The sequence below is a fragment of the Amycolatopsis sp. NPDC051106 genome, from assembly GCF_040682775.1.
Taxonomy (GTDB): Bacteria; Actinomycetota; Actinomycetes; order Mycobacteriales; family Pseudonocardiaceae; genus Amycolatopsis.
The window spans coordinates 15,685-31,612 of sequence record NZ_JBFBBQ010000073.1; the positions used below are offsets into that span (position 1 = coordinate 15,685).

At 72.0% G+C, this 15,928-nt stretch carries 11 protein-coding genes and 1 tRNA gene; 7 read left to right on the plus strand and 5 right to left on the minus strand.

All coding sequences use genetic code 11. The annotated features are described in order from the left end of the window. Position 1 precedes the first annotated feature (1 nt). Positions 2–541 (minus strand): phosphopantetheine-binding protein, encoded by a 540-nt coding sequence (locus AB0M83_RS36900; protein WP_364524442.1) that lies wholly within the window; start codon positions 539–541, stop codon positions 2–4. Between the two features lie 328 nt (positions 542–869). Here AB0M83_RS36900 and AB0M83_RS36905 point away from each other — a divergent pair, with 328 nt between their 5' ends. Beyond that, positions 870–2,036 (plus strand): epoxide hydrolase family protein, encoded by a 1,167-nt coding sequence (locus tag AB0M83_RS36905; RefSeq protein ID WP_364524443.1) that lies wholly within the window; start codon positions 870–872, stop codon positions 2,034–2,036. A 5-nt stretch (positions 2,037–2,041) separates the two neighbouring features. Then, entirely contained in the window at positions 2,042–3,286 is a 1,245-nt protein-coding gene (locus AB0M83_RS36910) for a cytochrome P450 (protein ID WP_364524445.1), read from the plus strand. Between the two features lie 353 nt (positions 3,287–3,639). Here the strand turns inward: AB0M83_RS36910 and AB0M83_RS36915 are convergent, their stop codons facing one another. From AB0M83_RS36915 to AB0M83_RS36925, 3 genes are all read right to left on the minus strand, one after another. Further along, the gene (locus AB0M83_RS36915) at positions 3,640–3,843 is read right to left on the minus strand and encodes a hypothetical protein (protein ID WP_364524447.1); all 204 of its coding nucleotides are present in this window, start codon (positions 3,841–3,843) and stop codon (positions 3,640–3,642) included. A gap of 349 nt (positions 3,844–4,192) precedes the next feature. Next, positions 4,193–4,269: transfer RNA gene (locus AB0M83_RS36920), tRNA-Arg, on the minus strand. Positions 4,270–5,033: 764 nt separating this feature from the next. Next, positions 5,034–5,417 carry a peptidase inhibitor family I36 protein gene (locus AB0M83_RS36925; protein WP_364524449.1) on the minus strand — a complete coding sequence of 128 codons (384 nt, stop codon included), beginning with the start codon at positions 5,415–5,417 and terminating at the stop codon, positions 5,034–5,036. Between the two features lie 254 nt (positions 5,418–5,671). On the opposite strand from AB0M83_RS36925, the gene AB0M83_RS36930 reads away from it, so the two are divergent. Together AB0M83_RS36930 and AB0M83_RS36935 are read left to right on the plus strand one after the other, a co-directional pair. Continuing rightward, on the plus strand, positions 5,672–6,847 hold the full coding sequence (locus tag AB0M83_RS36930; RefSeq protein ID WP_364524451.1) for an MFS transporter: 1,176 nt from the start codon (positions 5,672–5,674) through the stop codon (positions 6,845–6,847). Positions 6,848–7,221: 374 nt separating this feature from the next. Then, complete coding sequence (locus tag AB0M83_RS36935; RefSeq protein WP_364524480.1) at positions 7,222–8,382, plus strand: ATP-binding protein; 1,161 nt, start codon at positions 7,222–7,224, stop codon at positions 8,380–8,382. Here the strand turns inward: AB0M83_RS36935 and AB0M83_RS36940 are convergent. Beyond that, complete coding sequence (locus tag AB0M83_RS36940; RefSeq protein ID WP_364524453.1) at positions 8,356–8,994, minus strand: histidine phosphatase family protein; 639 nt, start codon at positions 8,992–8,994, stop codon at positions 8,356–8,358. The genes AB0M83_RS36935 and AB0M83_RS36940 overlap by 27 nt on opposite strands. Positions 8,995–9,050: 56 nt before the next feature. Here AB0M83_RS36940 and AB0M83_RS36945 point away from each other — a divergent pair, with 56 nt between their 5' ends. The 3 genes from AB0M83_RS36945 to AB0M83_RS36955 all read left to right on the plus strand — a co-directional run bounded on the left by AB0M83_RS36945 (position 9,051) and on the right by AB0M83_RS36955 (position 15,565). After that, positions 9,051–11,069, plus strand: coding sequence for a cytochrome c oxidase assembly protein (locus AB0M83_RS36945; RefSeq protein WP_364524455.1), 2,019 nt, complete (start codon positions 9,051–9,053; stop codon positions 11,067–11,069). A 136-nt stretch (positions 11,070–11,205) separates the two neighbouring features. Next, a complete protein-coding gene (ettA, locus tag AB0M83_RS36950; protein WP_364524457.1) occupies positions 11,206–12,882 on the plus strand; it encodes an energy-dependent translational throttle protein EttA in 1,677 nt (558 codons plus the stop codon). A gap of 16 nt (positions 12,883–12,898) precedes the next feature. After that, complete coding sequence (locus AB0M83_RS36955) at positions 12,899–15,565, plus strand: hypothetical protein (protein WP_364524459.1); 2,667 nt, start codon at positions 12,899–12,901, stop codon at positions 15,563–15,565. The last annotated feature ends 363 nt before the right edge of the window (positions 15,566–15,928 follow it).

Sequence of the window (15,928 nt, forward strand, 5' to 3'; positions counted from 1 at the left end):
GTCAGCCTCCGGTGCTCATCCGGTCCAGGAGCTGGTCGAGTTCCGCGACGGTGGGCGCGTCGAACAGTTCGTTCATCGAGATCTCCAGGCCGAACGCCGGGCCCACCCGGCTCGCGATCAGCATGGCGTCGATCGACTCGCCGCCCATGATGAAGAAGTCGTCGTCGACCCCGCACCGGGTCCGGGAGAGCACCTCGGCGAAGATCGTGCACAGCGCTTCCTGGCGAGGGGTGCCGGGTGACCGGTAGGGCAGGAGGCCACGCAGGTCGGGTGCGGGGAGTGCTTGCCGCTCGGGCGTTCCCTCGGAGTCCACCGGGATGGCGTCGACGACCACGATGGTGGCCGGCACCGCGCTGCCCGGCAGCAGCTCCCGGACGTACTTGTGCAGCGCCACCAGGTCGAGGCCCGGGCTGGTGGGCACGACGTAGGCCACCAGGACCTCACCGACGGGTTCCTGGACGTGCGGCACGACCGCGACGTCCGCGAGTCCGGGGTAGGCGGCCAGCACGTCTCGCACGTCCTGGATCGCAGTAACAGCCATCAGCCGCTCACCTTCCATTCGGGCTTCGAGAGTCTCCCGGACCACCTTCGCAGGCCCGGGCGGGCCGGCAACCTCCCGCATTGCTCAGATTCCGGTGCCGGCTCGGCAATTCAGGAGTTGTGTTCCCGGTAACGGGAGCGGCACGGTAATGCTCGAACTGCGCAATTGCGGCGGTGCGCACCGGGTCGCGGGGCGAATGGCCGGAAGACCCGGCAACGTAGGAGGTGCGCCGCCATTCGGCGTAGCGCGAGGATGGGTTCGCCGGACCTCGGGCACACATTCCGGCCGATTTCCCCGACAGCCGCGATCGTACTGATTTGAGGCGAGCATGCAGCCGTACCGAGTCGAGATCCCGCAGGCAGCCATCGACGATCTGCGCGAGCGGCTGGCCGCCACGCGCTGGCCGGAGGAACTGCCCGGCACGGGGTGGGACCGCGGCGTGCCGCTCGCGTATTTGCGAGAGCTGGCCGAATACTGGCGCACGTCCTATGACTGGCGCGCCACCGAAGCGGCACTGAACAGCCACCCGCAGTTCGTCACCGAAATCGACGGCGCGCCGGTTTATTTCCTCCACGTGCGTTCGCCGGAACCCGATGCCCGCCCGTTGCTGCTCACCCACGCCTGGCCCGGTTCGGTCGCCGAGTTCCTCGACCTGATCGGCCCGCTGACCGACCCGCGTGCGCACGGCGGCGACCCGGCCGACGCCTTCCACGTGGTCATCCCCGCGTTGCCCGGCTACGGTTTCTCCAGCCCGCTGCGCGAGACCGGCTGGGACGTGCCGCGCATGGCGCAGGCCTGGGCCGAGCTGATGCGCAGGCTCGATTATCGCGAGTACATCGCCCAGGGCGGCGACGCCGGCGCGGTGATCTCGTTGGCACTGGGCACTTTGGACCCCGAGAACTGCGCGGGCGTGCACGTCAACATGCTCATGACGTTCCCGAGCGGCGACCCCGCCGAGCTCGCCGCGCTCGGCGAGGAAGACTTGGCGCGCCTCGGTTTGCTGGCCAAGTTCGACGAGGAGCTGTCCGGCTACATGAAGCTCCAGCAGACGCGCCCGCAGACGGTGAGCTACGCGCTCACCGATTCGCCGGTCGGCCAGCTGGCCTGGATCGTCGAGAAGTACAAGGAGTGGACCGACTCCGACAAGGTGCCCGAGGACGCGATCGGCCGCGACAAGATCCTCGACGCGGTCTCGATCTACTGGCTGACCGCGACCGCGGGCACGTCCGCGAACTTCTACTACGAGGGCGCCGCCGCGTTGCGCGCCATCGCCGCCGGCCGGAAGCCGCCACCGCCCGCCGTCCCGGTCGGGGTCGCGGTGTTCCCGCACGACATCTTCCTGCCGGTCCGCAGCTTCGCCGAACGCGATCTGCCGACGCTCGCGCACTGGACGGAGTTCGACCGCGGCGGTCACTTCGCCGCGCTCGAGCAGCCCGAGTTGCTCGTCGGCGACATTCGCTCCTTCGCTCGTTCTCTCCAGCCGCTCGAAAGGTGAACCCGATGGAAAGCCGTTGCCCAGTCCTGGACACGACGGGACGTGACATCCACGGAGAGGCCGCTCGCCTGCGGGCTCTGGGCCCGGCGACCCGGGTCGAGCTGCCCGGTGGGGTGCTCGCCTGGTCGGTCACCCGGGCCGAGGTGATCAAGAAGCTGCTCGCCGATTCGAGGGTCACCAAGAACGCGCGCAACTACTGGCCGAAGTTCATCAACGGCGAGATCCCGCCCGACTGGGAGATGATCAGCTGGGTCGCGATGGACAACATGGTCACGGCCACCGGCAAGGACCAGGTCCGCCTGCGCCGCCTGGTCGGAAAGGCCTTCACCCCGAAGCGAACCGAGGCGATCCGCCCTCGGATCGTGGCCCTGACCGAGATGCTGCTCGACGCGCTCGCCGCGGCCGGGCCGGACGAGGTGGTCGACCTGCGCGAGCGGTTCGCCTACCCGCTGCCGGCGATGCTGGTCGCCGAGCTGATCGGAATGGACGAGCAGGCCCGCGCGGCCACCGCCAAGGTGATCGACATGATGGTGGACACCACTGTCACCCCCGAGCAGGCCCAGTCGGTCCTCGCCGGCTGGCGCGGCGCGATGGACGAGCTGATCGCGACCAAGCGCGCCAACCCGGGCGAAGACATCACCAGCGACCTGATCGCCGCCCGCGACGAGGACGGCTCCCGCCTGTCGGAGCAGGAGCTCGCCGACACGATCTTCGCGATCCTGGGCGCCGGCTCGGAGACCACGATCAACTTCTTCGACAACGCGATCACGGCGCTGCTCACCCACCCCGACCAGCTGGCGCTGGTGAAATCGGGAGAGGTCGCCTGGAGCGAGGTCATCGACGAGACCCTGCGCGTCGAGTCCCCGCTCGCTTCGCTCCCGCTGCGCTACGCGATGGAGGACATCGACCTCGGCGAAGGCGTCACGATCCCCAAGGGCGACCCGATCCTGGTCAACTACGCGGCCATCGGCCGCGACCCGTCGCTGCACGGCGAGTCGGCGTGCGAGTTCGACATCACCCGAGCGGACAAGGAGCACCTGTCCTTCGGCCACGGCCCGCACTTCTGCCTCGGCGCGGGAATCGCCCGCTTGGTGGCCACGGTCGGCTTGTCCAGCCTGTTCGAGCGCTACCCCAACCTGGCGTTGGCGGTCGATCCGGCCGACCTCCAGCCGTTGTCGACGTTCATCATGAACGGCCACCGTGCCCTTCCGGTGCACTTGAAGGGCGTGGAGCCCGCGACGGTCGTGTAGTTCTCTGCCCGCCCGTGAAGGCGGCCTCTGTCCGGCAGGCGCTGGGCAGGGGCCGCCTTTTCGCGCCTGGCGCGCGGTGGCGCATCGCCGGCTTGCCAGGCCGCGCCGCCCAAACGCCGGGCGTGCCCAGCCGCGGGCTGGGCACCGCGCCGGCGTCTGGTGTGCGCACGGCCGCGGGGCGGGTGGCGCATCGCTGGCCACCGGGCTGCGCCGCCCGGCGGACTGGGTCGCAGAGGGCGGTGAACGCCGGGGTCCAGTGTCGGGATGCCCGGCCGCGTCGCCGGCGTCTGGTGTGCGCACGGCTGGGCAGGCGCCGGCGACTGCCCAGCGTCGGGGGAGTAGCCCGAGCGAGGTCAGGCGGCGTCCGATGTGGAAGGCGGTGCCTCGGTGGGTGGCTCTCCGGGTTCCGGTACCCGTCCGGCCCGGTCGGCCAGGTAGCGCAGCTTGGTCAGGTGGCGCCGGACCAGGCCGGCGCGGCGGGCTTCGTCCAGGGCCGTGCGCGTGGCGCGGTTGGCGCGGCGGCGCCGGTGGCGTCCGGCGGGTTGTTCGGGGTCCACGGTGGGGTCGGCCTCCTTCGTTCGGGGCGCGGTCGGATTCGCTCGATCGGGTGGTCTTGGTGATGCCGGTCGTACTGGGGGGTGCCATCGCTGGGCGTGACGGTTCGGCTGCGCAACAGTGGCTTCGCCGCCGGAGGTCACAAGGTTGTCTCGGGATGAACTCGGTAGGGCCCCGTTGGGCCACCTGGCCGCTCACGCGGTGCGACTTCCGGACTCCTCGGGCACAGGAGCGCGCACGACGATCGTCCACAGTGGGGGCACGTCGACGGCACCCGAGCAGGGTCCCGGCATGAGACCGATCACGTGGCCAGGGTGCGTCGTGCGCAGCCGCGCACGACGTCTTCCCTGGTGGCGCCCCCGGCAGGACTCGAACCTGCGACCTAGAGATTAGAAGGCTCTTGCTCTATCCAGCTGAGCTACGAGGGCCCGCGCCGACGGCTGCTGCCGGTAACCCGGCACTGGCAGCTTAGTCGTCGCCATCCTCTCGATCGTTCGACACCGGCGAATCGTTTCAGGTCTCGTTCGACGGAATTCGGAAGTTCGGGCCAAGCGCCGTCGAGAACGTGGTGTGGACCTCCTTGAGTGTCGGGTGCGGTGCTGAGGGTGACCGAACGGGCTTCCCGGCGCGCCGCGAACCTGTAATCTGGCGATCAGAAGGCTCTTGCTGTGTCCAGCCCGACCACGCTCGCCCGCACGACCAGCGGCCGGGCAGGCAGCGCCGCGAGCGTCCGCACGCCGCTGCCTCCCAGCCGCGGCGGGCGGCGCGGTCGTCACCTCACCTCCGTAAACGTGTCGCGGGCTCTCCCCGCTCGACCACTCGCGCGACCGGCGTCCGTCCTCCGCGGTCGGCTTGGTCGCTTAGCCGGAAGAGGGCCAGCTGAACCCGGCGTGGAGCCGCCGGGCCGTCCATAAGCCTCGCTGACGCGTTGCAGGCCCCTCAACGACCGAGGGGACGCCACAGCGGCCGCCGAACCGGCCGAGAGCCGCCCCGCCCGGCCGCCGGAACCTCCGCGTGCGTGAGAGCCGCGAGAACGGTGAGAGCCGTGGGAAGCCCGTGGGCGCGCCCCGCCGCTGGGGCGCGCCCACGGGGTGGGGCCGCTGTCGGGGGAGCGGCCCCGGTCGGGTCCGGCCGCCGCCGCGAGCCGGCTCTCCCCCTGGAGCGGACGGCGGTGCGGGCCCGGGTCAGGCCGTCACTCCCAGATCTGGATCCCGCGGACCAGGAACGGCGCGTCCGGGACGAACGTGCCGCCACCCGGGTAGGTGACGAAATCTCCCTCGGTCGAGCATTCCTCGCTCTGGTACACCGTGACGTCCCGCGTCAGCAGATTCGCGAACGACGATCCGGCGAATCCCTCCGGTAGGGGAATGCATTCCCCCGGATTCGCGGTGCGCAGGTCGAAACGCTGGGCGTCGCCGCCGTAGTCGCCGGTCGGCCACAGGCAGAATTCGCCCTTCTGACACCCGGGAGCTTCCTGTGCCGGCGCGGCTTGAGCGGTTCCGACGCTGGTCAGCAGACCCAGTGCCGCCAAGACCAACAGGTGCGGCAGCCGGGCACGGAGACGGCGTGAAGACATCGTGGATTTCCCCTCTGGAATCGCGGCTTCGGGGCCGCGGTGAACTGGTGATTCCAGATTGACGGGCGGCGGAAGATTTGTCAGCCCGCGATTTCGGATCTGTGGACAGGTCGCCGGGCGGGAGCCGGTTGTCCACAGATCCGCGAACGGTCTTGCGGACGAAAGAAAACGGTGCTAAGCGTGGCCCGGCCGCCCGCCTCAGCCACGCTGGAGACCACGCTGAGGCCACACTGGGATCACGGAAAGGGGGACGGATGCGGGACCGGATCGCGGTGTTCGCCGTCTTCGCGCTCAACGGCCTCGCGCTGGGCTCCTGGGCGTCGCGCACCCCGGCACTGGCGGCGCAGGTGCACGCCTCACCAGGCGTTTTCGGGCTGGCGTTGCTCGGCGCGAGTGTCGGGATGCTCGCCGCCGCGTCGGTGTCCGGCCGGATCATCGAACGGGCCGGTGCCCGCGTCGTCGTGGCCGGCAGCACCGTGAGCGCGGCCGGCTCGATGGTGCTGGTCGGGTTCGCGCCGACCGTGCCGCTGCTGGCCGGCGCCCTGCTCCTGATCGGCGCGAGCGTCGGGATGCTCGACGTCGCGATGAACGTCGCCGCGGTGGCTGTCGAACGCCGGATCCGCCGCCCGATCATGCCGGAGTTCCACGCGGGCTTCAGCTTCGGCGCGCTCGCCGGTTCGCTGGCCGCGGGCCTCGCCGCCGGCCACGACTGGTCTCCCGGCCGCCACCTGAGCGTGGCCGCCGTCGTCGCCGTCACGATGCTGCTGGTCATCATCCGCGCGGTCCCCGGCAGCCGTCCCGAGCACAGTGAAAAGGCCGCGCCGAGCCGCGCGCCGGTTCGCCGTCCGGTGCTGTGGCTGCTCGCCGCGGTCGCGCTCTCCTCGGCCATCGCGGAGGGTGCGTCCTCGGACTGGTCCGCCTTGCTGATGGCCGCCGAACGCGGCGTCGGCCAAGGTGCCGCGGCCCTCGCGTTCGCCGGCTTCCAGCTGGTCATGGCGCTGACCCGGCTCGCGGGGTCGTGGGCGCAGCGCCGGTTCGGCCCCACCCGCTGCCTCGCCGCGGGCGCGGTCCTGGCCGCCGCCGGATTGCTCGCCGCGGCCGCGATCCCGGTCGCCGCCGTCGGGTACGCCGGCTTCGCGCTCGCCGGCGCGGGCCTGGCCGCGTCGTTCCCGCTCGCCCTCAGCCTGGCCGGCGACGCCGGGAAACGCGGCGACGGCACCGGTGGCGAACGGGAGATCGGCTTCGTCACGGCCATCGCCTACACCGGCTTCCTCGGCGGGCCGCCGATCGTCGGCGGCATCGCGCAGGTGACGGACTACAGCGTGGCGTTCGGGTTCGTCGGGCTGGTCGCCGCGCTGATCCTGCCCGCCGCCCTCGGCGCCCGGCGGGCGCGGAAGCGCGAAGACGCCGCGCTGGCGGCCGAATCGTGACTCCAGGGCGAAGCCGACTGGCCGCCGCGAGGTTCCGGCAAAGGCGCTCGCGGGTGCCTTGAGGTCACGTAAGCGCGGGTTCGTCGGGCTGGTCGCCGCGCTGATCTTGCCCGCCGCCCTCGGCGCCCGGCGGGCGCGGAAGCGCGAAGACGCCGCGCTGGCGGCCGAATCGTGACAAAAAGCCGGGAGCCGCTGTCTCCCGGGCCGCGTCTCTCTTCGCGAACGGCCCCTATCGCCGAAGCCCCCGTTGACAGTGTGGAACCAGGCGGGGCAAGCTGAGCTCGTCGTAAACTGAAATGAATGCACCGACGTTACGAGTTCAGGTGGGCTGGTCAGGGTAGGGGCCTTGACCCGGGGAGGACGTCGTGAGGGTTGTGCTGCTCGGCGGCGCGGGGGCGCTCGCCGGCGGGGCCGGGCTCCCGCTCGTGCAGGGGGCGGTGCCGAGGCTCGTGCTCGTGCCGGTCGCGTTCCGGCTCGCCTTGTTCCTGCAAGCGATCTGGGCCGGCGGCCCGCTGGGCGCTCCGGTGCTCGCGCTCGCCATCGTGCTCTACCTCGTGCCGAACCTGGCCGAGGTGGCCTGGGTCTTCCACCGCAGCACCGGCATCCGGCGGGTGCTCGCCGCCGACACCGCGTACACGCTCGTCACGAGCCTCGCGGCGGCGGCGTTCGCGCCCGGTCTCCTCGCTCTGACCTTGCCGAACATCATGGGCACGGTCATGGTCTGGACGCTGCTGCGCGGCGCCCCGGCCGGCGCGATCGCGATCACCGGCGCCGTGCTCCTGCGCTACGGCATGGCCGTGGTGTCCGGCACGTCGGCGCCCGCGACGTGGATCGTGCTCGCCCTGGTCGCGGCCGCCGCGACGGCGCTGGCGATCGTCATGCTCGTCGCCGGGGCGATGCGGTTCGCGCACCGGCTCGGGGAGCAGCGCGGCCGCGCCGCCGAACGGGAGCGCTACCGGCGCGACCTGCACGACACGGTCCTGCAGGTGATGGAGTCGCTCGCGCTGCCGGCGCCCCGCGACGGCCTCGACCCGGTCGGCAGCCTCGACCAGGTCCGCCGCATCGCCCGCGCGCACGCCCTGCGCCTGCGGCTGAGTCTCGACGGCGACGCGCCCGCGGAGCCGGGCGGCCTCGAGCACCGCCTCGGCGCGCTGGCCGTCGAGATGACGGCGGAGGGCCTGCGAGTCGACCTCGTCTCGCTCGCGAAGCCCGCCGAAGTCCCGGAGAGCGTTGTCAACTCCCTGCACGACGCGGCTCGCGAAGCGCTGCGAAACACGTTGAAGCACGCGAAAACGGCCAAAGCCGTCATGTGCCTCGAAGAGCACGACGGCATCGTCACGGTGTCCGTGCGCGACCACGGGACCGGCTTCGACGTCGGCGCGCACCGCGCCGGGTTCGGCATCGAGAACTCGATCCACGCCCGGCTGGCCGAGATCGGCGGCACCGCGCGCATCGATTCGGCGCCCGGCCAGGGCACCCGTGTCGTGCTGACCGCGTCACTGGAGCCGTCAGAGCTGCGTTTCCCCGTCGGGTGAGTCCCGCCACTGCGCGAACGGGCGGTCCAGCGCCCACTTGCCGTCCTGCTCTTCGAGGACGCGGTACTCGCAAGTCCCCGGGTTGGACAGCGACTCGAACAGCTCGATGCTCCAGCCGAAGAGCCGGCGGCACAGCAGCCGCATCGTGAGCCCGTGCGACACGATCAGCACCGTCTCCGGGTGACTTTCGTCGCGCAGGCGCAGGTCCGAGAGGAACGCCGCGACGCGGTCGTCGACGTCCGCACCCGACTCCCCGAACGGCAGCCGGTAGAAGAAGTGCCCGAACTCGTTGCGCCGCGCCCGCTGGATCTCCTGCTCGGCCGGGTCCTGCAGGTTGCCCCAGTCCTGCTCGCGCAGCCGCGGCTCCTGCAGCAGCCGCTCGCACGACGCCCGGATGTCCAGCAACCGCAACGTTTCCCGCGTCCGCAGGTACGGGCTGACGTAGACGGCGGGCCGCTCGCCGTCGAGCAGCCGGGCGATCTCCGGACCGGCGGCAAGCGCTTCCCGCTCGCCCTTGTCCGTCAGCGGCAGGGCGTGGTCCGGGATCCGCGTGTAGGCGAGTTCGTCGACGTTGCCGAGCGACTCGGCGTGCCGCAGCAGGATCATTCTCACGCTCCCATCCTGCCCGTCACACCGGCCTGACCGGGGCTGGGCATACCCTCTGGGGCGTGTCCAGCGAGCCCGTGACGAAATCCGACGTTCCCGCGCAGCGCCGGGCCAGCGTGCTGCCCCTGATTTCGGTCGGCGTGCTGCTGGCCGCCGTCGTCGCGATCGGGCTGATCGCGCTCACCGGCGGGGCCGGCTACGCCATCGCCGGCCTGCCGGATCCGGGGCTGGTCACCAAGTACGGCATCACGGTCATGCGCGTGCTCTCCGAGGCCGCGTCGGTGATCTGCGTCGGGGGCCTGCTGCTGGCCGCGTTCCTGGTGCCGCCGCAGAAGTCCGGCACGCTCGGCCCGGAGGGCTACGGCGCTCTCCGTGCGGCCGGCATCGCCGCCTGGGTCTGGTTCGGCGCGGCCCTGCTCTCGGTCGCCTTCACCGCCGCCGACACCGCCGGGAAGCCGTTCGGCGAGGTCTTGGACCCGCAGACGCTGCTCGACCTGGTCGGCGCCATCGAGCAGCCGAAGGCCTGGCTGTGGACCGCGCTGATCGCGGTCCTCGTCGCGCTCGGCTGCCGGCTCGCGCTCTCGTGGGGCTGGACGGCGGTGCTGTTCTTCCTGGCCGTCGGCGGCCTGGTCCCGGTCGCGGTCACCGGCCACTCCGCCAGCGGCGGCTCGCACGACGTCGCCACCAACAGCCTGCTGTTCCACCTCGTCGCGGCGTCCCTCTGGGTGGGCGGGCTGGTCGCACTGCTGGCGCTGGGCTACCGGCGCGGGAACCACCTGAGCCTGGCCGCGCAGCGGTTCTCGCGGCTGGCGCTGGTCTGCTGGATCGTGATGGCGATCTCCGGCGTGGTCAACGCGCTGGTGCGGATCGGCTTCAACGACCTGTTCACCACCGACTACGGCCTCCTGGTCGTCGCCAAGACGGTCGCGCTGCTGCTGCTCGGCGTCTTCGGCCACCAGCAACGCCGCAAGGGCGTCGCGGACCTCGTCGACGGCAAGGGCGGCAGCCAGCTGACGCGGCTGGCCGCGGTCGAGATCCTGGTCATGTTCGTCACGCTCGGCATCGCGGCCGGGCTGGCCAGGACGCCACCCCCGGCGGACGCCGTCACCCAGCCGTCCACCACCGAACTGCTGATCGGCTACGACCTCGACGGTCCGCCGACGGTGTGGCGGTTGCTCTTCGACACCCGTTTCGACCTGGTCTACGGCACCCTCGCGCTCGTCCTCGGCGGGCTGTACCTCGCCGGGGTGCAGCGGCTGCTGCGCCGCGGCGACTCCTGGCCGGTCGGCCGCACCGTCGCGTGGATCGCCGGCTGCGTCGTGCTGCTGATCGCGACGTCGTCGGGCATCGGCCGCTACGCGCCCGCGATGTTCAGCGTGCACATGGGCAACCACATGCTGCTGTCGATGGTGGCGCCGGTGCTGTTCGTGCTCGGCGGGCCGGTGACACTCGCCTTGCGCGCCCTGCCGGCCGCGGGCAAGGACACCCCGCCGGGGCCGCGCGAGTGGCTCGTCGCGGCGGTGCACTCGCCGGTGTCGCGGTTCCTGACCCACCCGGTGGTCGCGCTGCTGCTGTTCGTCGGCTCGTTCTACGCGTTGTACTTCTCCGGCCTGTTCGACAACGCGCTGAACTACCACTGGGCGCACCTGGCGATGAACGCGCACTTCCTGCTCGCCGGGTACGTCTTCTACTGGCCGGTGATCGGCGTCGACCCGTCGCCGCGGCGGATCCCGTACCTCGGCCGGCTCGGCATGATGTTCGCCGCGATGCCGTTCCACGCCTTCTTCGGCGTGATCCTGATGAGCAAGCAGACCGTGATCGGGCAGGCGTTCTACGGCTCGCTGCACCTGCCGTGGGTGTCGGACCTGCTCACCGACCAGCGGCTCGGCGGCGGCATCGCCTGGGCGTCGGGCGAGCTCCCGGTGCTGCTGGTGCTGATCGCGCTGCTGGTGCAGTGGTCGCGCCAGGACGAGCGCGAGGCGAAGCGGCGAGACAGGCGCGAAGCGGCGACGGGCGACGAAGAGCTGAACGCCTACAACGCGATGCTGAAGAACCTCGCCGACGGCAAGCGGGCCGACTGAGTCTCGACTTCCGGTTGAGGGTGAGACCCGTCCGGAGCCCGGCAAAACGACGGTTTCGGTGACCCCGGGCTGACTTTCGGTAGTCCGACGGTGACCGGCGTCGGGTCGCGATCAGGTGCGCTCTACGATCGTGGGTATGGCCGAGTTCATCTACACCATGAAGAAGGTGCGCAAGACCGTCGGGGACAAGGTCATCCTCGACGACGTCAGCACCGCGTTCTACCCCGGCGCCAAGATCGGCGTGGTGGGGCCGAACGGTGCCGGTAAGTCCACCGTTCTCAAGATCATGGCGGGGATCGAGCAGGCCAGCAACGGCGAGGCGTTCCTCCAGCCCGGTGCGAGCGTGGGCATCCTCATGCAGGAGCCGGAGCTCAACGAGGAGAAGACGGTCCGGCAGAACGTCGAGGAGGGGCTCGGCGACATCAAGACCAAGCTGGACCGCTACAACGAGATCGCCGAGCTGATGGCGACCGACTACAGCGACGCCCTGATGGAGGAGATGGGCCAGCTCCAGGAGGAGCTGGACCACGCCGACGCCTGGGAGCTCGACTCGACCGTCGAGCAGGCGATGGACGCGCTGCGCTGCCCGCCGCCCGAGGAGGGTGTCACGCACCTGTCCGGTGGTGAGCGCCGCCGCGTCGCGCTGTGCAAGTTGCTGCTGTCGGCGCCCGACCTGCTGCTGCTCGACGAGCCCACCAACCACCTGGACGCCGAGAGTGTCCTGTGGCTGGAGCAGTTCCTCTCCCGCTACGCCGGCGCCGTCCTCGCCGTCACCCACGACCGGTACTTCCTGGACAACGTGGCCGAGTGGATCATGGAGATCGACCGCGGCCGCGTCGTCGGGTACGAGGGCAACTACTCGACGTACCTGGAGAAGAAGCGCGAGCGCCTCGAGGTCCAGGGCAAGAAGGACCAGAAGCTCGCCAAGCGCCTGAAGACCGAGCTCGAGTGGGTGCGGTCCAACGCCAAGGCCCGCCAGACGAAGTCCCGGTCGCGGCTCGACCGCTACGAGGAGATGGCGGCGGAGGCGGACAAGCACCGCAAGCTCGACTTCGAAGAGATCCAGATCCCACCGGGCCCCCGGCTGGGCAACGTCGTGGTCGAGGTCGAGAAGCTGCGCAAGGGCTTCGACGACCGCGTCCTCATCGACGGCCTGTCGTTCGACCTGCCGCGCAACGGCATCGTCGGCGTGATCGGCCCGAACGGCGTCGGCAAGACCACGCTGTTCAAGACCATCGTCGGGCTCGAGGAGCCGGACGACGGCATCGTCAAGATCGGCGAGACGGTCAAACTGTCCTATGTGGACCAGAACCGCGGCGGGATCGACCCGAAGAAGACCGTGTGGCAGGTCGTCTCCGACGAGCTGGACTACATCCACGTCGGGCAGACCGAGATGCCGTCGCGCGCGTACGTCAGCGCGTTCGGCTTCAAGGGCCCGGACCAGCAGAAACCGGCGGGCGTGCTCTCCGGTGGTGAGCGCAACCGGCTCAACCTGGCGCTGACGCTCAAGCAGGGCGGGAACCTGATCCTGCTCGACGAGCCGACGAACGACCTGGACGTCGAGACGCTGGGCTCGCTGGAGAACGCGCTGGAGCAGTTCCCCGGCTGCGCCGTCGTGATCTCCCACGACCGGTGGTTCCTCGACCGGGTCGCGACGCACATCCTGGCCTGGGAAGGCACCGACGAGAACCCGTCGCAGTGGTTCTGGTTCGAGGGCAACTTCGAAGGGTACGAGAAGAACAAGGTGGAGCGGATGGGCGCCGAGGCCGCCCGCCCGCACCGTGTCACCCACCGCAAGCTGACCCGCGACTGAGGGGGCGGGTTTCCCCGTGGAAGCCAGCAAGCAGCACCGGACGGGCCCGTCCTCCCGAATGGAGGGCGGGCGCTCCGCCACTGCCGGGGGAACCCTCTCCGCGGTCGGACGGCTGATCGAGCGGGCGGACGCCCTGCACCTGCGTGCGCCCGAGCTCGCGCTCGTCCTGGGTGAGCGCGCGGCCGCGTTGTCCGAAGCCGCCGGCGCCGACGAGCAGTGGATCCGGTCCGAGAGCCTGGTCGTGTCCGCGCGCGTCCGGCTCGGCGAGCGGCCGGGCACGGTCGGCCGGGCGGTCGCGGCCCTGCGCGCGGCCGAGCACGCCGGCTACGGCGACATCGCCGCCCGGCTGCGCATCGACCTCGCCGTCTGCGCCCGCAGCCTGGGCGTGCCGCTGACCGGCCTCGCCGCGCTGCGGCCGGTGCTCACCGATCCGGTCGTCTCGCCGGTGCACCGCGCCGCCGCGCTGACCCACCTCGTCGGCTGCCTCGGTCTGCTGGGCCGGAAGGCCGAGCTGGACCGGGCGCTCGTCGAGGCGGACAAGCTCGTCCTCGGCGACGAGTCCCTCGGCGGCGACACCCAGCTGCTGGTGCGGGCGCTGCTGCGCGTCGGCACGGCCGCGCACCGGCGCCGGCACGGCGACCTCACCGCGGCCGCCGACGCGGCCCGGACCGGCCTGGGCTTCCTGGAGAAGCTGGACAACCCGGCCGACGACGGCGGTCTCGTCCGGATCCGGCTCGTGCTGCTGCTGGTGAGCACGCTGCTCGACCGCGGCGACGCCGAGATGGCGTACGAGATCGCCGAGCCGGTCCTGGCCGAGCCGGTGCGGGCGGCCGGGGTCGCGCCCATGGGCTGGCTGCGGCTGGCCGTCGCGACCCGCATCCACCTGCCTTCGGGCTCGGGCGAAGCCGCGATCGAGCAGGTCCGCGAAGCCGTGGCGAGCACCGACCGGCACGGGCTGTCCGCGGTCACCGCGAGGTTGTGGCTGGAGCTGGCGCAGCTGGAGGAGCGGTTCGGGCAGGCCGAAGAGGCCATCGCGTGCCTGTACCGCTCGCGGGCGGCCGAGCAGCTCCACGCGCGAGCCCGGCGGCAGGCGTGCGGGGTGCTGGCCGGCGAGTTCGGCACGGGGGAGCCGGCGTCGATCGACCTCGACGAGGTGCTGAAGGCAGTGCCGTCGCGGCCGGTCCCGGTCGTGGCGGCGGCCCCCGCCGCCGAACCGGTCGCCCCGGAGCCTTCGCCGCGGACGCCGGCCTGGTCGTTCGACCGCGAGGAGACACCCGCACCGAAGCCCGAGCCGCGGCAGCAGGCGCCCGCGTGGTCGTTCGAACGGCCGCGCGTGACCGCCGACGCGGCCGAGACGTCGGTGATGCCGGCGGTGCGGGACGAGCCCGCGGAGCCGCGCGTGCGCCCGGAGCCGGTGGTCGTCGAGCGGCGGCGGCCGGAGCCGGTCGAGGTGCGATCCGGGACCGAGGCCCAGCCGGGGGGACGCCGTCGGGAGCCGGAGCCGATCGAGGTGCGGTCGGGGGCCGAAGTTCCGCCGGGGGGCCGTCGTCCTGAACCGGTCGTGGTTCGGCCGGAGTCCGATGCGCAACCGGCTGGGCGCCGCCACAAGCCGGAGCCGATCGAAGATCCGGCCGAGTCCGAGGCTCAGCCCGCCGGACGCCGCCGGGTGCCGGATGCGAGCGAGGTGCGGTCGGGATCCGAGGTCCAGCCGGGGGGCCGCCGCCGGGCGCCGGAGCCGGTCGAGGTGCGCTCGGAGTCCGAGGTTCAGCCGTCCGGGCGCCGCCGCGAGCCGGAGCCGGTCGACGTGCGGCCGGCACCCGAGGTCCGGGCCGAACGTCCTCGTGAGCCGGAGTTCCGGGCCGAGCCGGCGCGGCCGGCCACGCCGGAGGTCCGCCTGGAGCCGGTGGAAGTGCGGCAGGAGCCGGAGCGCCGGAGCGAGCCGGAGCCCGAGGCCGCCGAAAGCGGGAAGACCAAGTTCTCCTGGGCGGCGCTCGCCGAAGCGCGGCTGCGGGAGACGGCCGCCGAACGCGAGTCGGCGCCCACGCGCGTCACGCCGGCGTTGCCGCTCGCGCCCGAGCCCGCCGCCGAGCGGGAACCGTGGGAGCCGGAGACACGGCGCGAACCGCAGCCGTCGACCCGGCACGACGCCGAGCACGGCTCGGAAGCCGCCCGGTCGGTGCTGGACCGCCTGGGGATCTCGTCGTCGGGTGGTGGTGCGGGCCGGGGCCGTCGCCGGGCGGAAGACGCGGAAAGCACGCACGAAACCGGCAGCGAGGACAGCCCGCGCCGCGAACGCGCCGAGCCCGAGCTGGCGCCACCGCCGCGGCCGGAGGACCAGCCGCCGTCGGTGCCGGACTACCGCGACGAAGCCGAACCCTGGCTGCCGCGGCTGCGGATGCCGCCCGCGCTGGAGCCGATGGAGGACTTCGGCCACTGGACGCCGGCGACGGCCCCGTTCCCGGAGAGCTACGCGCGCGCGATCGCGGAGGACGAGCCCCCACCGGACGCGGGCCTCGCCGACCTGCTGGCCCGCGCGCTGGCCGAGCACCAGGCGGGCACGGCGAGCGCGGCGGCGCTGGTCAAGCAGCTGGGTCCGAACGACACGGGCCGCCGCAACGGCCACGGCCGCAACGGTCACGGCGCCGAGGTCGGGGACTCCCGCCGCCACGGCACGGGCGACTGACGGAGTCCGCTTCCCTCGCCGGCAATGTCTTGAATGACTCATTCATGTCGTCGGACGAGGTGAATGAGTCATTCAAGACGTTCGAGCCGCCGCCGACCGCGTGAGCCGGGCGCGGTCAGCACCGGCGGACCGGCCCCGCGTCGGCGAGACACCCCTATTCGTCGCCGACCTGCCACGGCCCGGGAATCAGTGGGATCCGTCGCACCCCGGCGTCGCCGACCGGCCGACAACGTTCGCCGAACGGCTTCGCCGGGCCTCAGCTGAACCGATCATGTCGGCCCCACCTCAGGTGATGCCCGACGGGCCCGGCTGGTCAGGGCCGCGCGGACGCTTCGGACGCAACCCGTCAGTAGCTTGACCGAT